The 20,343-nt window shown below is 58.5% G+C and carries 15 protein-coding genes; 5 read left to right on the forward strand and 10 right to left on the reverse strand.

Annotated features, from left to right (window positions below):
• Positions 1-37 precede the first annotated feature (37 nt).
• A complete protein-coding gene (locus EYB53_RS05115; protein ID WP_135477136.1) occupies positions 38-1,786 on the reverse strand; it encodes a long-chain-fatty-acid--CoA ligase in 1,749 nt (582 codons plus the stop codon).
• 94 nt (positions 1,787-1,880) lie between these two features.
• Here EYB53_RS05115 and EYB53_RS05120 point away from each other — a divergent pair, with 94 nt between their 5' ends.
• Positions 1,881-2,396 (forward strand): protein-tyrosine phosphatase family protein, encoded by a 516-nt coding sequence (locus tag EYB53_RS05120; protein WP_254150899.1) that lies wholly within the window; start codon positions 1,881-1,883, stop codon positions 2,394-2,396.
• A 138-nt stretch (positions 2,397-2,534) separates the two neighbouring features.
• Here EYB53_RS05120 and EYB53_RS05125 read toward each other — a convergent pair whose 3' ends face one another.
• The 9 genes from EYB53_RS05125 to EYB53_RS05165 all read right to left on the reverse strand — a co-directional run bounded on the left by EYB53_RS05125 (position 2,535) and on the right by EYB53_RS05165 (position 14,778).
• A complete protein-coding gene (locus EYB53_RS05125) occupies positions 2,535-4,052 on the reverse strand; it encodes a cation:proton antiporter domain-containing protein (RefSeq protein WP_135477137.1) in 1,518 nt (505 codons plus the stop codon).
• Between the two features lie 107 nt (positions 4,053-4,159).
• Positions 4,160-5,089: a 2-dehydropantoate 2-reductase gene (locus EYB53_RS05130; protein ID WP_135477138.1), complete on the reverse strand. Its 930-nt coding sequence runs from the start codon at positions 5,087-5,089 to the stop codon at positions 4,160-4,162.
• A gap of 349 nt (positions 5,090-5,438) precedes the next feature.
• Positions 5,439-6,386: a GHMP family kinase ATP-binding protein gene (locus EYB53_RS05135; RefSeq protein ID WP_135477139.1), complete on the reverse strand. Its 948-nt coding sequence runs from the start codon at positions 6,384-6,386 to the stop codon at positions 5,439-5,441.
• Complete coding sequence (locus tag EYB53_RS05140) at positions 6,383-7,060, reverse strand: CBS domain-containing protein (protein ID WP_167857267.1); 678 nt, start codon at positions 7,058-7,060, stop codon at positions 6,383-6,385. The genes EYB53_RS05135 and EYB53_RS05140 overlap by 4 nt, the downstream gene beginning before the upstream one ends.
• Positions 7,061-7,085: 25 nt before the next feature.
• Positions 7,086-9,185: a dipeptide ABC transporter ATP-binding protein gene (locus EYB53_RS05145; RefSeq protein WP_135477141.1), complete on the reverse strand. Its 2,100-nt coding sequence runs from the start codon at positions 9,183-9,185 to the stop codon at positions 7,086-7,088.
• A gap of 42 nt (positions 9,186-9,227) precedes the next feature.
• Positions 9,228-10,217 (reverse strand): ABC transporter permease, encoded by a 990-nt coding sequence (locus tag EYB53_RS05150; RefSeq protein ID WP_135477142.1) that lies wholly within the window; start codon positions 10,215-10,217, stop codon positions 9,228-9,230.
• Positions 10,218-10,229: 12 nt separating this feature from the next.
• On the reverse strand, positions 10,230-11,552 hold the full coding sequence (locus EYB53_RS05155; protein WP_135477143.1) for an ABC transporter permease: 1,323 nt from the start codon (positions 11,550-11,552) through the stop codon (positions 10,230-10,232).
• A 74-nt stretch (positions 11,553-11,626) separates the two neighbouring features.
• Positions 11,627-13,336 carry an ABC transporter substrate-binding protein gene (locus EYB53_RS05160; RefSeq protein ID WP_135477144.1) on the reverse strand — a complete coding sequence of 570 codons (1,710 nt, stop codon included), beginning with the start codon at positions 13,334-13,336 and terminating at the stop codon, positions 11,627-11,629.
• 590 nt (positions 13,337-13,926) lie between these two features.
• Positions 13,927-14,778: a double zinc ribbon and FHA domain-containing protein gene (locus EYB53_RS05165; RefSeq protein ID WP_307726694.1), complete on the reverse strand. Its 852-nt coding sequence runs from the start codon at positions 14,776-14,778 to the stop codon at positions 13,927-13,929.
• A gap of 221 nt (positions 14,779-14,999) precedes the next feature.
• Here EYB53_RS05165 and EYB53_RS05170 point away from each other — a divergent pair, with 221 nt between their 5' ends.
• The 4 genes from EYB53_RS05170 (at position 15,000) to EYB53_RS05185 (ending at position 20,193) form a co-directional block, all read left to right on the forward strand.
• The gene (locus tag EYB53_RS05170) at positions 15,000-15,776 is read left to right on the forward strand and encodes an electron transfer flavoprotein subunit beta/FixA family protein (protein ID WP_135477146.1); all 777 of its coding nucleotides are present in this window, start codon (positions 15,000-15,002) and stop codon (positions 15,774-15,776) included.
• 13 nt (positions 15,777-15,789) lie between these two features.
• On the forward strand, positions 15,790-16,767 hold the full coding sequence (locus EYB53_RS05175) for an electron transfer flavoprotein subunit alpha/FixB family protein (RefSeq protein ID WP_135477147.1): 978 nt from the start codon (positions 15,790-15,792) through the stop codon (positions 16,765-16,767).
• 764 nt (positions 16,768-17,531) lie between these two features.
• Positions 17,532-17,681 (forward strand): hypothetical protein, encoded by a 150-nt coding sequence (locus tag EYB53_RS05180; RefSeq protein ID WP_167857268.1) that lies wholly within the window; start codon positions 17,532-17,534, stop codon positions 17,679-17,681.
• Between the two features lie 844 nt (positions 17,682-18,525).
• A complete protein-coding gene (locus tag EYB53_RS05185; protein ID WP_135477149.1) occupies positions 18,526-20,193 on the forward strand; it encodes a leucine-rich repeat domain-containing protein in 1,668 nt (555 codons plus the stop codon).
• Positions 20,194-20,343: the final 150 nt, after the last annotated feature.

The raw sequence follows: 20,343 nt of genomic DNA on the forward strand, positions 1-20,343 counted from the left end.
GTTCCACAGAGGAGCCAGGCCCCTCCGCACCTCCTTATCAAGGGTTACCAGGCTCACCAGTATCATGCACAACGGTTTGCTGCTTCATATGTTCTTCTTCGATCAGCAACCGTCGGAGCACCTTGCCCACAATCGTCCTGGGCAAATCATCGCGGAACTCGATCTCGCGCGGCACTTTGTAATGCGCAAGGTGCAACGCGCAAAACGCACGGATCTCTTCAGCAGTAGGATGGGTATCGGGCCTGGGCACAATGAACGCCTTGACCGTATCGTCGCCGCGCGCACGATGCGGAATGCCAGCAACTACCGCCTCCATCACACTCGGATGCATATAGAGCACCTCTTCGACATCACGGGGCAGCACCTTAAACCCCGAGGCAATCATCATATCTTTCTTGCGATCAACGATATAAAAATAGCCTTCGGGGTCAGCTTTGCAAATATCACCAGTATGGAGCCACCCCTCGGCATCGATCGTCTCAGCGGTCTCTTCTGGGCGTTGCCAATAGCCCCGCATCACCTGCGGGCCACGCACGCACAACTCGCCTTGGGCCTGGTCATCAAAAGGCAAATTGGCACCAGTTTCAAGATCAACCAGCCGCGCATCAGTATCGGGAAAAGGCACGCCAATGCTGCCCACCTTGCGACGGCCGTGGACAGGATTGCCGTGGGTCAACGGGGAAGCCTCGGAAAGACCATAGCCCTCAACCAGGCGTCCGCCAGTCAGCGTCTCGAAACGCTCTTGCACCTGCACAGGCAACGGTGCCGAGCCACTGACACAGACGCGCACCGAGCGCAGATCATACGAGGCAATATCTTTATGGTTAATGATACCAATATACATGGCCGGCACACCCGGAAAGATCGTGCAACGCTCGGTCGCAATAATCCGCATCACATTCTCAATTGGCCGTGGATTCGGCACCGTCACCAACTCAGCGCCCAGACGCACCCCATACAACATCGCCGTCGTCATGCCATAGACGTGAAAGAACGGAATCGCCGCAAGCAACTTCTCGCGCCCCGGCTGCCCATCAACAACCCACGCATCAACCTGGGTCACATTGGCAATAAGATTCTTATGCGAAAGCATCGCGGCCTTGGGAAGACCCGTGGTGCCGCCGGTATACTGGAACAGCGCAACTTCATCAGGATCGATATTCACCTTGGGTGGAGTCGGCGGATAGCGGAGTAAGTCACTGAAAAAGAAGATATCCTTTTCAGGACGCACTTCTACCCATTCTGCCGAGCGCTGCTGACTCCGCTTGACCAGCAAGCGCGAAGGGAACGTGAGGGTATCAAAGACATGCGCAACAATAACGCGCTTGACTGATGTTTCAGGACGAATTTCGCGTAGGCGCGGCCAGAAGAGGTTGAGCAAGACAATCGTTTCGGCGTCTGCATCAGCGAGTTGATGTTGCAACTCACGGCTGGTATAGACTGGATTGATATTGACTACCACCGCCCCGATACGCATCGCGGCAAAAAAGGCGATCAGGTAGTGCGGTGAATTGGGCAGCATAAGCCCAACCCGCTCGCCCTTGCGCACACCCAGTTGATACAAGGCTGTCGCCATACGGTCGACCAGGGTGTCGAGTTCCTTGTAGCTGAGCTTGCCGCCAACCGTAAAACGCCCTCCCAACATATATTTGAGGACGAAATTGGTCGCAGTATGCTCAGGATAAAGGCGAGCTGTCTCACGAAGCAGATCGCTCAAGGTTTGTTGCGGATAGGTGAGGGTTGGCGCAACACCCTGCTCATACGACGCCAGCCATGGTTTTTCCATTGTAGTGTAGATCTCCTTAGATGAACAGCTCCAGGTGCCACATGCTGCATCTATTCCAGTATACCACTGCAACAAAAGCACGGTATACTGCATCATGATGAAAGATCTTCCCCACGACAACAGTTACCGGGTTGCGCCCAATTTCATTGCGGGTGAGTATCCAGGCGCGGCGGTGCCGGATCTGGCGCAACGGCGCATTGCCTTGCACCTCGATGCCGGCATTACGTCGTTCCTTGATCTCACCGAGGTCGACGCGCTTGTGCCATACGAGGCGCTGCTCGCCACCGAGGCTCAGTTCCGCCAGATGACCGTGCGCTACCGGCGTATGTCGATTGATGATGGCAGCATTCCGCAGTCGCGGGCCGTGATGGAGGCGATCCTGGACTACCTTGATGGCGAAATCGCCGCCGGGCAGACGGTCTACCTTCACTGCTGGGGCGGCATCGGGCGAACAGGCACCGTGGTTGGTTGCTGGCTGGTACGCCGCGGCATGCGCGGTGAAGATGCGCTGGCAACGCTTGCCCGTCACTGGCAAGGGGTCGCCAAACGCATCTACCATCCGCACAGCCCCGAGACCCAACAGCAACGAGACTATATTTTGAGGTGGTAAGGCTCACTCTTCAATGCGCGGCATCAAGGGCAAATCGGCATCAACCCAGGCTTGCCAACCGCCGACGAGGGCACGGGCACGGGGCCAGCCTGCTTTATGCAATTCTCGCGCCACCCGGGCGCTTGTCTCTTCGCTCCCTCAGGTGCAGTAGGCAACGACCCACGCCTCGCTCGGCACCCCAAAGGCTTTGAGGGCCGCAACGGCGCGATCGGGTGGCACACGCAGCGCACCATCGGCCATCGTTTCCGTCGCCCGATAACTGCGCTCGGTACGCACATCAATCAGCACCACTGGCTCGCCACGCGACCGGTGCAGACGCATCTGCTCCAGGTTCATCCGTTCCGGCAGACCTGGCGCAGGCATCAGCGGAATCGCTTCGACCTGGCCCGCGGTGGGCATCAGTGGGATGAACTCACCCTCGGTTAGGCGCTGCTGGGGAGCAAGCACCGGCGCTGGCGCACTAGACGGGGTGCGCCGCCGACGCCGCAGCAGCGGCCAGCCGCCCTGCAGGGCCACTGACACAAGGACAACCAGGCTCGCCAGGGCGACCACTCGTTCGCCATCGGGGAGGTCGCCAAAGACGGCGATCAGCGCCAGCAGCAGCACCCCGAGGCCACGCGGCCCGTACCACCCCAGGGTCAGGCGCTCGCGGAGGGTCAACCCGACCGCGCCGAGGGCCACGGCAAAGATCGGCAGACGCACCAGCAGCACGATCGCCACAAAGAGCAACGCCGCCGGCCCGATTACCCCGATACCACTCCAGATCGGCGATGTACCGAGCAACACATAGGTAAAAAGCAGCGCCATCTCGGCGGTAACCTGCCCATACTCAAGAAAGCAATCGCAGAGTTCAACGTCAAGCGACGAGACCACAAGGCCAGCGGCGAAGGCCGCGAGAAAGCCGCTGCCACCGAGGGCTTCAGCGGCGGCAAAGGCAGTCAGCGCCACGCCGATCACATAGAGCGACTCGTACTCGCGGCGCACCCCAAAGCGGTCACGCACCAAAACAAGCAAACGCACCGAGGCCACGCCAACAAAGATCCCGGCCAGCGGCCCAAGCAAAAAGAGGCTGACCAGCAGACTCACGAGCGTCCCTGCGGGCGGCGTTCCTCCGGCGACCCCAAACGCCAGCGCAATCATCACAATCGGCAAGAGCAGCACATCATTCATTCCGCTCTCGAGGCGCAGCGCAAGGTGCATCCTGGGTGGCATGCCGCTGCCCTGAAGCATGCCGCGCAAGACGACCGGATCGGTCGAAGCCACCGCAGCACCGAGAATGATGGCGGCAACGAGCGGGAGATCAAGCAACCACCAGGCTGCGCCGGCAAGGCCAAAAGCCGCTACCAGCGTCCCGGGGCCAAGAATCAATGCAGCGAGCGTCTTATTGCGACGCACCTCACCAAGATCGAGCGTCATCGCATCGGTAAAGAGCACCAGCACCAGGCTGAGCGTCGAGACAACGCGCAAAAAGGGATCATCAAGGGTCATATTGACCAGGCCCAGCCCAAACGGCCCGAGCACGAGGCCCAGCAGGAGAAACACCGCTAGCCCCGGCAAACCGGTACGCTCGGCAGGCCCTGCCATCAGTGCGCCGCCAATGATCACCGCGCCAATCAACCCGAACATCGCGATCAGTGTCTGCGTGTCAAAGATCATATGTTTTTGTGGTTCCTAGGTTACTGCTCGTGAAAGCTGCCAGCAAAGCTGGCAGCTTTCACGAGCAGTAACCTGTTTCCTGGCGCAACAGGCCCTCTTTCTCCGCATCACAACGCACGACGTGCTGCCAGTTCTTGGGGGAGCAGGCAGTGGTAGATGAAGCTGTTGGTTGGCGTAGGGACACCTGTGGCTGCACCGAGACGCACAATGGCACCGTTCTGGGCTTCGAGTTCCGACGGGCGGCCTTCCATCATGTCGCGCTGCATTGATGAGGTGCCGCCAGCGGGCATTTCGTCAATGAAGTTCATGACGGTGGCAACACGCTCGATGCTCAGGGCAACCCCACGGGCCTGGCCTACGGCAACAACTTCGGTCAAGACGGCTTCGGCAAGAGCGCGAGTACCAGGCGTGGCACGCCATACGCCAATGGGCACTCTTGTAATCGCCCCGAGACCACTCCAGGTACAGATTAACATAAATTTTTCCCAGGTTGCCACCTGAATATCAGGCGGAACCGAGGCACGGATCCCGGCGGCTTTAAAGGCCGCCGCGAGCGCTTCGGCGCGTGGGGTACGGCGGTTATCACGTTCACCAAAAGCGAGCGACGGCTCAATGCCGCTATGCTTGATCAGGCCAGGCCCACCGATTGACGCCAGAATGCGACAGATGCCATCCATCGTGTGATCCGGGCCAAGCACCTCGGCAAGCGTGTCGCTCGCCTCAACCCCGTTGAGCAACGGGACAACAGCCGTCTCGGGGCCAAGCAGGGGTCGCATCGAAGCCGCTGCCTCGGCGAGTTGCCAACTCTTGACACCGACCAGCACATAATCAACGGGACCCACGTCAGCCGGGTCATCAGTTGCCAGCGCCGGCTGGATCGTGAAATCACCCTGAAAACTCGCGACGCGCAACCCATGCTCGCGGATAGCCGCAAGATGGGCACCACGGGCGATGAAATGAACCTCGTGACCAGCCTGCGCGAGGCGCCCACCAAAATAACCGCCGACACCACCAACGCCAACGATGGCAATACGCATACCCAATCCTTTTTCTGCTGGCCTCGTGTACATGAAGTTGAGTAGTTTGTGAAATAAGGTTTCTGCTCTGCTGTCGAAGGGAGTGCCGGCTTCAGCCGGTTCATGGCTTTTCAGCATGACATCAGGTAGTGCCGACTTCAGTCGGCTGAGCCGGAAGCCGACTGAAGTCGGCACTCCCATTGACCCAATATCTTGCAAAGAAGGCGATTGTTTTGACGCAAAGGCGCAACGTTTTTCGCGTACGTGAGCGAACCCTTCGCGCCTTCGCGCCTTCGCGTGAGCTTATTTGAAAAGTATTGGCCCTAGACCCCGTGCTTATACTGGCGAGAACATTGCAAAGCTCAACCTCTTACGAGCGCTTGCTCGCAATGGCAGCTATCACCATACCACCTGCAAGGCCAGGGTAGCGACGTAGCTGAGCCCGAAGAACCTGGCTTGCTGAGGCTCCGGCGATGAGCCCCCACCATGCGTTGCCGGTCAGACAACGGCCTTGCGCGATGGTACCGTGTGAGCGCATAAAGTCTAACACGTTTTTGTCGTTTGTTGTCAGAGCCGGCACTATCTCGTTCTGTTCCAGCACTTGTCGCGTCTGGCTCTCGATGCTTTGCAGGCTACGTGCGAAGGCATTGAGATCATTGACTGCGGCAGCAGCAAAAAGTTGTTCGCCAGATTCTTCCGGATCTTCGATGGATGCAGACACACGGGCGATCTGAGCAAGCAGAGCGCGTTCGTCTGGCACCGAGGCACCAGGGGCGAGACGCGGCAAGACGAGGACAAAGACCCAGGCCTCACGCTCGGGATGGGCAATGCGCTGCTGCCGCACAAGGGCAGGCAGGCCAGACATGCGGCTCGCCTCATCCAGCGCAACCTCGACACCCAGCAAACCACCTTGCATTGCACCGTAGATGGCAAGCGCATCAGTTGCATCGAGGCCCACAGCAGCCGCGAGATCGACGAGATCGTCATCAGGCAGAGCATAAAATCGAGCAAGCGTTTGCGCCACCGTCAACGCCAGCGCGGCATCAGAGCCAAGTCCCTGCCCAACGGGGACCGCCAGTTCAACCTGAAGTTCAACGTGCGCAGGTAGGCCATGGAAATTCAGGAAAGCTTCGGCATACTGCAATGCCGCATCAGCACGCGCCCCGGTGACCAGCAACCCATTGCAAGGTTGCGCAACAAGATGCACCGGTGGATGCTGCAACGAAAGCCCGACCAGGCACGGCACTGGCTGGGCTTGATGCGCCACCTTCGCCACACCAAAGGGCAAAAGAGCAGAGCCAACGACGCTCGCTTTCATGACTTCACATACGCATAGCTTGCGGTCTCGCGAATATCCCGTAACACCTGGCCCTCAAGTTGGGCAATCGCGTCCACCAGTTCTTCGCGGGTACACCCAACAACTTTGAGCACAACATCCCAGTCCTCGGGCTTCTTGGGTGTACGCACATTGCCTAGGGCCATAATCGTCCAGCCGCGATCAGTCACGGCACGAATAAGGCGGAGCAAATCACCGCGTTTGCCCTTGATCCGCACGGTCACGCGCCAACCCGGCTCGAAGGCACCGAGCAGATTGCTCAACTCGACCAGCAGATGATTGTCAGTAATCAGGCCAAGCACAATCTGGCCTTCGAGCACCGGCAGCCCGCCAACTTTGGTCTTGATCATCAGATGCGACGCTTCCTCAAGTGTTGCCTGCGGGCCAATCGTCGGCAAATCTCGAGCCTTCAGCATCACCTTTTCGACAGTCAAGTTTGCTAGATAATTCGAGATTTCCCACACATCCAGACTCGCCATACGCTCGGGTGGTATCGCGAGACGCGGAGGCGTGATCATCCCAAGAAAGCGCTTGCCATCGCCCACCACAGGCAGATAATAGATATCATTTTCAACCAGCAACGCACGCGCATCGGCAAGACGTTTATGCGGTTCGATCATAATCGGATGCTGGAGCATATAATCCTTAACCAGCATAAGGCTCCTCCTGCGCCAGGGGGCGCTATTCCTGAGACATCTTGACGGCAGGCTCAAAGGCACGGAGTTGATCGAGCGGAATATGGCAGAAAATTCGATGACCATCACCGACATCTTGCCATGGTGGGACGGTCGTTGTGCATAGTTTACCATCATCGGGTAAGAGGTGGCGGCGAGGGCAACGGGTATGAAAACGGCACCCCGACGGCGGATCAAGCGGGCTGGGCACATTGCCCGAAAGCCGCACGTGCGCCTGTTCAACCGTGGGATCTGGGATAGGCACAGCCGCCAGCAGTGACTCGGTATAGGGGTGGTACGGAGGAGCATAGATCGCTTCGGCAGGGCCAAACTCGACGATCTGCCCAAGGTACATCACCGCAATGATATCAGAAAAGAAGCGCACCACACTCAGATCATGGGCAATCATCAAGAGCGTTGTGTTCTGCTGTTGCTGGATCTCGGCGAGCAGATTGAGCACTGCGGCCTGTACCGAGACATCCAGCGCCGACACGGGCTCATCGCAGAGCACAAGATCAGGCCGTCCGGCAAACGCACGGGCAATGCCAACCCGCTGCTTTTCGCCCCCACTCAATTGATTGGGCAAACGATCATAGTAGTGTTCATCGAGCTTGACCGCTCGTAACAGGCGCACAACCTCGGCCCGGATCTCACTCGGGGGGACAATCTTGAAGCGCCGCAACGGGCGTTCAAGCTGGCGTCCAATGGGATAACTGGGGTTCATCGTTGCATTCGGATTTTGAAAGACCATCTGCAACTCACGGATCGTCGCCATATCGCGTTTATTGACCTTGACCCCCAGATCAACACTCATAAATTCAATCTTGCCCCCCGACAGTTCTTCAAGCCCAATGATTGTCTTGATCAGCGTGCTCTTGCCACAGCCTGATTCGCCAACAACGCCGAGGGTAATGCCCTTGGGCAAGCTAAACGAGACATCATCAACCGCCTTGAGATAACGCGGTTTGGCGAGACCAATCAAGCTCAGCGGTGACGAACTCGCCTGGCGATAGTAGGTCTTGAGTGAATCAACCTCAAGGATTGGCTCGGCATCGCACGAAGTCTGCACAAGGGGCGTCATCGGCTCATTGGGCGTCCACTGTGAGGCGTCGATCTCTTCGGCGAAGAGGCAGCGCACGCTATGGTTGGGCTGAAACTGGCGCAATGGCACGCGCTTGGCCCGACACGACTCGTGGGCATACGCGCAGCGCGGCTCGAAGGTGCAGCCGGCGGGTTGGTTATCGGGTGAAGGCACACGGCCAGGGATCGGATAGAGGACACTGCTTGCCTTGCTGCGGCCAAGTCTCGGCACACAGCGAATGAGGCCCTGGGTATAGGGATGGCGCGGGTTGGCAAAGAGTTCATGCACGGATGCGATTTCAACCACTTCGCCGGCATACATCACGGCAACCCGATCGCAGACACGTGCAATCACACCGAGGTTGTGGCTGATGAACATGATCGCCGTATCAAACTCGCGCCGCAGATCATCAACAAGATCGAGCACCGTTGCCTCCACGGTGACATCCAATGCCGTCGTCGGCTCGTCCATCACCAACAATGCCGGATTATTCAACATCGCCATCGCGATCACCACCCGTTGCTGCTGCCCACCCGAAATCTGGTGGGGATACTTCTGCAGCACCAGTTCGGGGTCGGGCATATTGACTTTGCGCAGCATCGTGACGCAGCGTTCGCGGGCTTCCTCCTTCGCCATCCCTCGGTGCGTCATCAACACCTCGGCCATTTGCGTGCCAATGCGCAGCACCGGGTTGAGCGACGTCATCGGATCCTGGTAGACCATGGCAATCTGGTCGCCCCGCAGACGTCGTAACTCTTCGGGGCTTCGACCAACCAGCGACTGCCCCTGGAACGAGATCGAGCCATGGGCAATCTTGCCATTGCGCCCAAGATAATTGACCATGCCAAACGCCACGGTACTTTTGCCGCACCCCGACTCGCCCACAATGCCAAGCGCCTCGCCCCGAAAGATCTCGAACGAGACATCACGCACCGCAAGCACATCGCCAACACTCGTCTCGTAAGCGATGCCAAGGTTTTCGACTTTGACGACCGGGCGATTGGCGATGTCTTCTGACCTTCGCATAGCTATTCCTCTTTCTTCGACACGGACATTGATCGCAAGCCCTTAGCGATAGCGCCGCGTTTCCTCGGACATGCCATCGGCAATCAGATTCAGCCCGACGACAACCATCGCAATTGCCAGCGAACCCCAGAGTGCTTCCCAGGGGCGTCCGGCCTGGATTGAAGAACGTCCAGCCTGGACGATACTCCCCCAATCGGGCGAAGGTGGGGGCAAGCCGAGGCCAAGAAAGCCGAGCGTTCCAATTGAAAAGACGGCATAGCCCACGCGAAGCATCGAGTCAATAATGATCGGGCCACGGGCATTAGGCAGGATCTCAAAAACCATGATGTACCACGAGCGTTCGCCCTGGGTTTGGGCGGCAGCAACATAATCGCGGGTCTTGATGTCGAGGGTGAGGCCACGCACCAGACGGGCAATGCCTGGCGCACCGGCAATCGTGATGGCGATCAAGACATTGGTTGCCGACGCTCCAAACGAGGCAATAATGACGAGGTAGAGCAAGATCTGCGGAAAGGCAATGATCGCATCAAGAATGCGCATCGTCACCTCATCAACCATGCCGCCATAATAGCCCGCGAGCAAGCCCAGCGTGCCACCAATCAGCAAAGCCACCATCACCGACAGCGGGGCCAGGGTTAGGATCAGCCGTGAACCGTGGGCAAGGCGCGCCCAGATATCACGCCCACGGGTATCGGTGCCGAGCCAGTGATCCCATGAAGGACCTTCACGGGTACGTCCACGAAACTGCTCAACCGGTGAATAGCGCGAAAGCCACGAGCGATACTCGTCCGATGTTGCCCAGGTTGTAATATCATCGCCACGCACAATGCCCGCATAACAGGCCGGCGTAACAAGGCAATTATCGGCAAACAGGGCAACCACCACCCAGAAGCCAACCAGACAGAGGCCAACGAGGGCAATGCGTGAGCGGCGAAAGAGACCGAGTTGCGTCCCAAGGCGCTGCCAGCGCGACGTGCTCGTCGCTGGAGGGCTGGGCAACTGGTCACCAGCGGTCTGTTCTGCAGTAGCCATAGGCAGGTTCGCTCATGTATAACGAATACGCGGATTCAAATAGACATAGATCAGATCGGCCAGCAATTGCGAGACAACCGCAATCACGACCAGGATCATTGTTGCGGCCTGGAGGGCAAAGACGTCATTGTTGAGGGCCGAGGCGAGCACATAACTGCCCAATCCGGGAAAACCAAAGAGGGTTTCGACCACCACAATGCCCCCAATCAGCCAGTTGATATGCAGCATGATCACCGTAATCGGGGCGAGCAGCGCATTGCGCAGCGCGTGACGCCAGATGACTTTCCAGTAGGGCAAGCCCTTGAGCACAGCGGTACGAATATAGTTTGTGCGCAAGACTTCGCTCATGCTGGCACGGGTGACGCGCAGCACATAGCCCAGTTCAACCAGCATCAAGGTCATAATGGGCAAGATCAGCATCTGAGGCTGCTCAAAAATCGAGGTTCCTGGTGGAATGACGACCGCACCAGGGAACCAGCCAAGCCAGACCGCAAAGATGACGATGAGAAAAACGCCGCTGGCAAATTCTGGGGTTGCGGTCGCAACCAGGCCACCAACCGACAAGATACGGTCAAGGGGGCGGCCTTCGTACAGCCCAGCAATCACTCCAAGAAAGAGCGCCAGGGGCATAATGATCACAAACGCAATGCCGGCGAGAAAGAGCGTATTGAGCAAGCGCGGCACAAGCGTCTCGATCACAGGCTGCCGCGTGATCAGCGAAATCCCAGGATCGCCCCGTAAAAGACCCTTCTGGAGCGGAATATACGCGCTTGGGGCACCAGCTGTGCTAATCCAACCGGCCCGTGTCAAACGCTCCTCGCTCTGGTTCAACCCACGGATCCACATCGCGGCACGGCCATCTTCATTGACACCCCAGAAGATCTCTTCGCCTTCGTCATTCGTCACCCAGATCTCATCGCCGAGGGTGACAATGCGTGATGGGCCAAGCTTGCCATCGGGCAACGTGTCCCGTTCAAGCTGTAAAATCGTTTCACCATCCTCTGAGCGATGACGATAAATCGTCCCCTCGGAACCACCCACCCACCAGCCGGTCTGGTTATTTTCAGCATCGTAAAACCGATCGACAGGGGCACCGATCAGACGTGCCGCCTCGCGGTCACTGCCCAACATCCAGCGGCGATAGCGGGTCAGCGCTGGCTGATCGAGACCATTCTGGGCATTAAACGACGCCCGCTGATCCGGGGTGATCGTATTGCCAAGCACATTGGTTGCCATATCCCCTGGTGCCAGTTCTGAGATCGCAAAGACTATCACGGATACGGCAAAGAGCGTCACGATCAAGAAGAGGAAACGACGTAAGAGGAGTTTGAGCATAAAAGATCCTCTTCTAACGCATACGGTGCCTACGGCACCGTATGCGTTAGGGTTGGGGTTGGCGGCTCCAGAGCTTACGCCCTTGGGTCAAGGTCGGGATCGTACCAGACTCGCAACCACTGATTGTGCAGCGTTGGATGCGCAACCACGCCCTGGAAGGCCGGGTTAAAGACTTCCCAGACACGTTGCCAGACCGCGATCGCCACCGGGCCACGCTCGTTCTGGATGCGCTGCAGGTCAGCCATAAGTGACCGTCGAGCTTCGATATCGAGCGTGCCCTGGGCCTGGCGCAGCAATGTCGAAAACTCTTCGTCAACCCAGCGCGTCTCATTCCACGGCACGGGATTGCCCGCCTCATCGGCAATATAGGCCAGCGGCAACAGCATCACCGCCAACGGGCGATGCGTCCACGGCGTAATGCCAACCGTCGTTTCGGTCCAGATATCCCAGTAGGCATTGTTGGGCATCGTGTCCAGGGTAATATTGAAGCCACCTGGCTGCGCATCCTGCTGAAGCGTCTCGGCGTACGCGACAACATCGGCCCAACCCGTGCCAACCGAAAGATTGAAGCTGAGACCATCCGGGAAGCCTGCCTCGGCGAGCAGCGCTTTGGCTCCTTCAGGATCATAGGCAGGGGTATCCATCGGCGCAAATTCCGGCTGAACTGGTGAGACGTGAACATCGTGACCAATCAGACCTTCGTTGTTGTAGGCGACGCTGAGGATCTGTTCGCGATCCTGACACATTTTGAGGGCAGTGCGTACCCGATTGTCACTCCACGGCTCTTGGTCAACCCGCATGCGCAGCACGCGTGACTGTGAGGTGTCAATGCTGTAGACGACGATATTCGGGTCATCACGCAACGAGAGGTAGTTCTCGACATTGGGTTCGTACATCGTGTGGATGGCCCCAGTCTGCATTGCGGCCACATACGAGGTACGGTCAGTGCCAAGATCGATGAACTCCACTGCGTCAAGGTAGGGCAACGGATCGCCATCATCCCCCAACTGCCAGTAGTCCTCACGACGGGTGAACTTGGCTCGTTCGTCAACAACGTACTCGGTGAGCGTGTACGGGCCGGTACTCGGGTTGGTGCCAGTCTTGACGTCGCCATTGAAACTGGGATGCATGATCACGGCTGGATAGTGATAGAGGTTCTCGGGCACATCCAGTTTCGGCGCGTTCAAATTGAGGCGAACCGTATAATCATCGACCACCTCGACACCATCGATCGTCAGGAACCCCTCCCATAGACCGAGGATCGACGAGCCAACATCCGGGTTGAGCCACTCGCCAAAGTTATAGCGAATATGCTCGGCGACCAGTTCATCGCCATTCGTCCACTTGATCCCCTGACGCAACTTGAGGGTCCAGACCGTCAGATCATCACTGGCTTCCCAACTCTCCAGCAGCAACGGGTGCGTAATATTATTCTCATCGGTCTCAGTCAGATACTCAAAGACATGGCGAAATGCATTGGCGCTCTCAGTCCACGAGAACCGTGCCGGATGATCAACTGCCTGGACAGCAATGCCAACCCGTAGTACACCGCCACGCTTGATCGCACCAGGGGCCGGCTCGGCAGGAGCCACAGGGTCAACTGGAGGGGGCGCAGTCGTGGTTGTGCCGCCGCCACAGGCAGCCAGCACTGACGCAAAGGGAAGGGATGCGCCAAGTAGCGTTGCCACGCGCAAAAAATCACGCCGACTGATGCGGCCCTGTTGTAACTGCGCTTGCGCCTGTTCGATCCCCGGGTGAATGCGAGAAGTGGTGTCTTCCTTCATCAATGTGTGTTCCTCCTGAAGCTACGTAGTCTTCGATAGCGACCAATCAACCGCTCGTGAACCTGCGCCTTGCGCAAGTTAGGTGAAAGCTCAAAACGCTGCCCACAGCAAAGCGAGAGCTGCTGCCCTACGTTCAGCATAGAGTCATACGCACTTCACCACGATATGGAAAAGGCACGCGAGGAGAGGCAACACTGAACGCTACCAGTACAGGCCTGGCAGGTACACGAGTTTATGAAATCAGACGATCAGGGTAATTTAGGAGAGAGAAGTGGCAACCACTGCAGGCTACATCTGCTCAACTCTGAAATCAGACGCCATGCATACAACAACAAGCTTACACGAATCAGACTGCCTATGGGTATGCTACAAGCATTGGAAAATCATTCCTTGGCCGTATGCAAAAACGCAAAATGTACCCCTTTATGCATCTGTTGTTGCCCAGTATAACACAGCTATACAGAAATGGAACCTGCAAATCACTACGAATTTTGATGAATCAGCCATAACTTCAGGGCTACCGGCCTAAAAACCCGGCGTTCTTCTGACGCACGCTGCCAGCGTGCGTCAGAAGAACTCTTCCCATTCCCCTACAACTGAATGGTGATCACGAGCCGCCCCAGGCGCAATTCGTCGCCGTTGACGAGGGCAACCGGCTGACGAGGGGTAAGCCGGGCGTTGTTGCGAAAGGTGCCGTTGGTACTGTCGAGGTCTTCGAGGTAGATCTGGCCGCCATGCACAAAGATGCGCGCATGACGGCGACCAACGCCGTGCTCGACGGCACCGTAAGGGGTTAGATCGAGATCGGGGAAGAAGTTGCTCACCGGGTCGGCCCGCCCAAGAAGTGCTTCAGCCGCAGGGGGCAGCGAGAGCCGGGCGTTGTTTGCCTGCATGATCAAGACCGCCGGGGCGAGCATGGTGCGTGGTGGTGGCGGGGCCGGGCGTACCGGGGGCGGTGACGCTGGAACGACTGGTGGGGCCGGGCGCACTGGCGGCGGTGGTGGCGGCGGCGGCGCCTGGGGCACCGGACGCGGTTGCTGGGCCGGGATGACTGGCTGGGGTGGAGGGTAGGTTGGCTGGGCTGGGACGCCACCAAAAGGGAGCACCGGGGCTGCCGCAGGCGCACTTGGCCGCATCGGGCCAAGCAGGGCCGCTCCACAGTTATCGCAGAACGCCTCGCCCGGAATCACCGATGTGCCACACTGCGGACAGACACTCGGCCCTGGTGAGGCAACCGCAACGCCCCCCTGCACGCCGGGGCTCGCCGGAACGACCGGAGGCACCGGGCGCGCTGGCGGCGGTGCTGGCGACGGTGCCGGTGGCAATGTTTGGGCGGGCAAGGGGATCATCTGTGCGCCACATTGATCGCAAAAACGCGCTGAAGCAGGGTTCTGTGCCCCGCATTGAGGACAAAATGGCATTGGTTGTACCTTACCGTGCATCTGCTGGCACCAGAGGCCAGCGCAGCTGGCCTCTGGTGCCAGCAGATGCACGCTTCTGAGGACGTATCTTCCACAAATATTATACGTCAGGCAACCGCGAAATGATGCATCTCTCTTGCCTAAAAGCGTCTGACTGGTATGCTAAAAAGTGGTACAATCAACCGCGTTAGGAACACTCATAGCCGCGCACCTTGTGTGCCAGGACATGTAAGGAGTTGGGTATGCACATTGTCGTGTGTATGAAGCAGGTACCACGCGATAACTCGGTCAAGATCAATTCTGACCTCAGCATTAACGCCGATGGGATTGAGAAAATTATTAATCTCTTCGACGAGTACGCCATCGAGGAGGGTCTGGCCTGGAATGAGAAGCACGGTGGCAAGTTGACGGTGCTTTCGATGGGTAGTGATGAGTGGGTTGAGCAGATGCGCCGTGCGCTGGCGATGGGGGCAACCGATTCGTTGTTGCTCAAGGATGCGTCGTTCGCGAACCTTGACACCCTCGCGGCCGCCAAGGTTGTTGCCACTGCCATCAAGAAACTGGGTGATGTTGACTTGGTCTTCTGTGGCCGGAATAGTACCGATGATGAGAGTGGCGCTTTTGCGCCAGCACTGGCCCGTGCTCTGGGATGGGCGCAGTTGACCTATGTGGGCAAGGTGCTCGAAGTGGACCCCGCTGGCAAGAAAGTGACGGCGGAACGCCACCTCGAGACGGTGATCGAGACGGTGACGGCAAGCCTGCCGGCTGTTGTCAGTGTGATCAAGGATATTAATAACCCACGCTATCCGTCGTTGTTGAAGATCAAGAAGGTGGCGAAGATCCAGCCTCCGGTCTGGACGGCTGCTGACCTCGGGGTGAGTGGGTTGAGCGCAGCAGCTACGATTTCGAGCCGCGTTCCACCGCCTCCACGGCCTTCGGGTGAAATCATTGATGGCCCTGATGCCGCAGCAAAGGTTCGCAAGCTGGTCGATAAGTTGCTCGAAAATCAGATCATCTAGAAGGAGCTTCCCAATGGCGGGTGTTCTCGTCTATATTGAGCAGGTCGGCGGTGATGTCGCCGCTGTCTCGCGTGAGTTGATGGGCAAGGGCCAAGAATTAGCGGCAAGCCTCGGCGGGCCGCTCAATGCCCTGGTGGTCGGTGGCGATGTGGCGGGCCTGGCAAATCAGGCGGCCGCCCTCGGTGCGGCAACGGTCTATACGGTGAGCGATGCCTCGCTGGCGACCTACACAACTGATGGTCACGTAGCCGCCGCCATCGCCGCTGTCGGGGCTGCTCAGCCAGCCTTGATGCTGGCGAGCGCCAGTTTCCAGATGCGCGATTTCGGCGCAGCGCTGGCCGCCGATCTCGATGCCGGGTTGGCCGTTGATGTGACCGATCTGAAGGTTGAGGGTGGGGCCGTCAGCGCAGTGCGTCCGTCGCACGGCGGCAATGTGATCAATACCTACACCTTTGCTGCCGGGCGCACCGTGGTTGCCCTGGTGCGCAAGCAGAGTTTTGCCGAGGCGGCAGGTGGCGCAAGTGGCGGTACGGTCACAAGCCTCCCGTTGCCCGCTACAACCATGCGTACCCAGGTCAGCAATGTGGCCCCGAAGACTGGTGCCGTCAACCTGACCGATGCGGCGATCATCGTCAGCGGTGGCCGCGGCCTCAGCGACAAGGATAATTACTACAAGCTGATTCCACCGCTCGCCGAGGCGCTCGGTGGGGCCTATGGGGCCTCGCGTGCCATTGTTGACGCCGGCTGGGTGCCCTACGAGCACCAGGTCGGGCAGACGGGCAAGACAGTCAGCCCCAAGCTCTATGTCGCCGCTGGCGTCTCGGGGGCGATCCAGCATCTTGCGGGAATGCGGACCAGTCGCAATATTGTTGCTATCAACAAAGACCCCGAAGCACCAATGTTCCGCGTGGCAACCTTTGGACTCGTCGGCGATGTGAATGAGGTCTTGCCCCTACTCACTGCCGAGTTGCGCCAACGCCTCGGGCGTTAGGGTCTATGTGCAAACACAAACAGGCCAGCAATGCTGGCCTGTTTGTTGTTGTCCTGCAAAGGACAAGCATACGGTGTTTTAGTTCTACCGTTACCTCCTAGACCAGATCCCGGATCAGAGGTGTACTTGCATGTATTGATCCGAGTCGATGCGCATGTGGTCGATGTGAGTTTGCTAGGCATGATTTTCCTCATTGCTATGGCTCGGCTGGTTGATCGTTCTGATCCCAGCCTACCTCAATGAGGGTTCACAAATGCGCACGCCTAAAATCGGGGCACGGCCTGCCCGTGCCCGTACCTCCCACCGTGCCCAAACGATGCCCGTGCCCACCCACCAACCCAATCGTAGGGGCACGGCGTGCCCGTGCCCCCCACCGTGCCCGTGCCCCCCACCGTGCCCGTGCGCACCCCGCTGCCTGTGCCCCCCGCCGTGCCTGTGCCCCCCGCCGTGCCCGTGCGCACCCCGTGGCCGTCAGGCCGAAGCACGCGCCCCACGCGCTTCGCTTGCACCACGCATCGAGTGGGGCGCGTGCTTCGGCCCTACGATGCCACCGTGCCCCGCTGCCCGTGCTGCGATGCCGTGCCCGCCGCCCGTGCTGCGATGCCATGCCCGCTGCCGCCCTGCGGACGTGCCCCCTGCCGTGCGCGAGGGTGAATCACGGCGATAGGGCGGACACGCACAGGCGCCGGGGATGGATGCAGATGCAGGCTGCTACAATACGCACATCATCGTTTCAGGGTCGCAACCAGGCAAAGGAGGGCAGGTTGTCGCAACGCACACTCCTCGCAGGGTTGCTCGTTGATAGCGTTGGCTTTCGCCTCATGTTCATGATCTTTGCCATCATCCACATGCTGGTGCTGCCGATCATTGTTGCGATCTTCCGGCTGAGACGACCAGTGCTTCAGGAGCGTTAATATGCAAACTGGGGCAAACATCAACTGGAGCGAGATCGGGAACGAAGCAGCCCACGTGCTGAGCGGCTACCTGAAGATCAAATCAATCAATCCGCCCGGTGACGAACGGGCAACGGCCGCATACCTGCACGATCTGCTCGACGCACGAGGCTTGAAGGCGACGCAGTACCAAGCTGCGCCGCATCGAACGAACCTGGTCGCCCGTCTCTGCGGCGACGGTAGCAAATACCCGATCTTGCTCTATCACCACACAGTTACGGTCTCTTCCTGTCCATCATCACCCCCGGCGAACTGGCGTGCTTTCACGGCATTGACGAACGCAGTTCAATCGATAACCTGCGTCTGGGGACACAGATCTTCTACGAGGTTCTCTGCACTATGAAGCGGTAGACCCTCGGTCGATGTGCTGGAGGCACGTGTTTCGCCCACACCCCGCGCCGCAGAACAAGCCCGTCGGGGCACCGCAGCGCCGTGCCCTGACAGGTGCGTGCGCAGAGTCGGCGTAGCGCTGCCCGAGGCTCTTACGCGAGATTCTTGGGCGCGGCAGTTGCTTCGCCCACACCCCGCGCCGCAGAACAAGCCCGTCGGGGCACCGCAGCGCCGTGCCCTGACAGGTGCGTGCGCAGAGTCGGCGCAACGCTGTCTGAATCTCTGTTGTTGCAACAACGCCGCAACAACGCCGCAACAACGCCGCAACAGTGTCTGATAATAGGGGAAACGCGCAAGCCTGGGAGCGAGGGCGTCTCGCCCTCGGTGTGCGGTCGACGGCAAGATGCCCCCGCTCTCAGGAGAAGTGTGAACATGTAGGTCGCATCCTGGACTTGTAGTGGATAGAGGATATGGTATGGAACGGCTTGCTTTGAGGATCTGTTTGCTTGCTTTGTTGCTCGGTTTGCTTGGTGGCTTCGTGGGGACAACCAGTGCCGTTACCGATTGTGCCGCTCAGACCCAAATTTCTCAGGCCGAGTGTGAAGCCCTGGTCGCGCTCTATGATGCTACCGACGGCGCAAATTGGGTGGACAATACCGGCTGGAAAGAGACCAATACGCCCTGCAGTTGGCAGGGGGTGAATTGCAATCCTGAAAATCAGGTCATCAGTCTGTGGCTGCATGAAAACAACTTGACTGGCGTCTTGCCCCCAGCGATCGGCAATCTCAGCCATCTTGAATCGCTCTTTATGAAGGATAACAAGTTGAGCGGCACCATACCTGAACAACTTGGCAGCCTTGCCAACCTCAGGTGGATCGAATTGCAGCGCAATCAGTTGACTGGTACGGTTCCTCCCGTACTCGGCGATCTTGCCAACCTGCGGCTCCTCTGGCTGAACGGCAACGAGTTGACCGGCACGATCCCCACCGAGCTGGCCCAACTCACCGAGCTTCAGTATCTGAACCTACGTGACAATCAGTTGACCGGCACCATTCCGACCGAACTAACCAGCCTGTCCAATCTCAAGGAGCTTGTGCTGAACGGCAACGAGTTGACCGGCACGATTCCCCCTGCGCTCGGCAATCTGGCGAATCTGGGCACTTTGAATCTCGGCGGCAACGAGTTGACCGGCACGATTCCCCCTGCGCTCGGCAATCTGGCGAATCTGGGCACTTTGAATCTCGGCGGCAATGAGTTGACCGGCACGATCCCCGCTGTGCTTGGCAATTTGGCGAATCTGCAACGGCTGGAAATGTCGGGCAATGTCTTGAGTGGTACGCTGCCGCCAGAGCTCGGCAATCTGACGAATCTACAGATTTTGAACCTCGGTGAGAATCGACAACTCAGCGGCGCTATTCCCGATACCCTGGCGAATCTGAGCAATCTAATTCGTTTCGAAGTTGATGGCACGCAGCTCAGTGGCAATATTCCAGCCTGGCTCGGATCGCTGTCAAAGTTGGAAAATATTCAGTTAGATAATAATCAGTTGACCGGCACCATTCCGCCCGAACTCGGCAATCTTCCGGTGCTGGCGATTATCGAGCTCGATGACAATCAACTGACCGGCGCCATTCCGCCCGAACTCGGCAATCTCGCCGCACTGACCCAACTGGTGCTCCATGATAATCAGTTAACCGCTGCCATCCCGGCTGAACTGGGCAATCTGAGCAGGCTTGAACGTCTGGAACTCCAGCGCAATCAGTTGACCGGCTGCATCCCGCCGACCCTGGGCAACCTTGCGAACCTGCGCATCCTCAATCTCAGCGACAACCAGTTGAGCTGCGGCATTCCTCCAGAGTTGAGCGCAGTGCCGGTGCAGGCACCAGGTTTGGCTGCAACAGGGGTATTGACCAGCGTGGAACTGCTGGATTTGAGCATCAATCAGCTCACGGGTGAGATCCCGGCGGAATTTGCCACCTTGACAACCCTGACGAAGCTCGATATCTCTTACAACTTCCTGAGCGCAACCGATGCCGATCTCATCACGTTCCTGAATACAAAAGATCCGGATTGGGCTGCCCAGCAGAACGGCGGTCGCCCCAGCAACACCAGCATGGTCTACCTGCCGCTAGTTGTACGATAAGTTTCCTGGTACTTGGTGCCCTGGAAGCGAGGGCGTCCCGCCCTCGACGAGCGTTGGAGGGCGGGACGCCCTCGCTCCCAGGGGTGTCGGAAAGCTTCATTGACAGACCAGTAAGACGTATAGGCCAGCGCCGCGTAATCGCGGCGCTAT

It is taken from the genome of Candidatus Chloroploca mongolica (genome assembly GCF_004762035.2).
Lineage (GTDB): Bacteria > Chloroflexota > Chloroflexia > Chloroflexales > Chloroflexaceae > Chloroploca > Chloroploca mongolica.

Excerpts from the sequence above, each read along its gene's own strand:
- EYB53_RS05130 (WP_135477138.1), bottom strand. The coding sequence starts at position 5,089 with ATGCGTATTGCCATCGTTGGCGTTGGTGGTGTCGGCGGTTATTTTGGT.
- EYB53_RS05150 (WP_135477142.1), bottom strand. The coding sequence starts at position 10,217 with ATGGCTACTGCAGAACAGACCGCTGGTGACCAGTTGCCCAGCCCTCCA.
- EYB53_RS05185 (WP_135477149.1), top strand. The coding sequence starts at position 18,526 with ATGGAACGGCTTGCTTTGAGGATCTGTTTGCTTGCTTTGTTGCTCGGT.
- EYB53_RS05170 (WP_135477146.1), top strand. The coding sequence starts at position 15,000 with ATGCACATTGTCGTGTGTATGAAGCAGGTACCACGCGATAACTCGGTC.
- EYB53_RS05160 (WP_135477144.1), bottom strand. The coding sequence starts at position 13,336 with ATGAAGGAAGACACCACTTCTCGCATTCACCCGGGGATCGAACAGGCG.
- EYB53_RS05140 (WP_167857267.1), bottom strand. The coding sequence starts at position 7,060 with ATGCTGGTTAAGGATTATATGCTCCAGCATCCGATTATGATCGAACCG.
- EYB53_RS05165 (WP_307726694.1), bottom strand. The coding sequence starts at position 14,778 with ATGCACGGTAAGGTACAACCAATGCCATTTTGTCCTCAATGCGGGGCA.
- EYB53_RS05125 (WP_135477137.1), bottom strand. The coding sequence starts at position 4,052 with ATGATCTTTGACACGCAGACACTGATCGCGATGTTCGGGTTGATTGGC.
- EYB53_RS05155 (WP_135477143.1), bottom strand. The coding sequence starts at position 11,552 with ATGCTCAAACTCCTCTTACGTCGTTTCCTCTTCTTGATCGTGACGCTC.
- EYB53_RS05120 (WP_254150899.1), top strand. The coding sequence starts at position 1,881 with ATGATGAAAGATCTTCCCCACGACAACAGTTACCGGGTTGCGCCCAAT.
- EYB53_RS05135 (WP_135477139.1), bottom strand. The coding sequence starts at position 6,386 with ATGAAAGCGAGCGTCGTTGGCTCTGCTCTTTTGCCCTTTGGTGTGGCG.
- EYB53_RS05115 (WP_135477136.1), bottom strand. The coding sequence starts at position 1,786 with ATGGAAAAACCATGGCTGGCGTCGTATGAGCAGGGTGTTGCGCCAACC.
- EYB53_RS05175 (WP_135477147.1), top strand. The coding sequence starts at position 15,790 with ATGGCGGGTGTTCTCGTCTATATTGAGCAGGTCGGCGGTGATGTCGCC.
- EYB53_RS05145 (WP_135477141.1), bottom strand. The coding sequence starts at position 9,185 with ATGCGAAGGTCAGAAGACATCGCCAATCGCCCGGTCGTCAAAGTCGAA.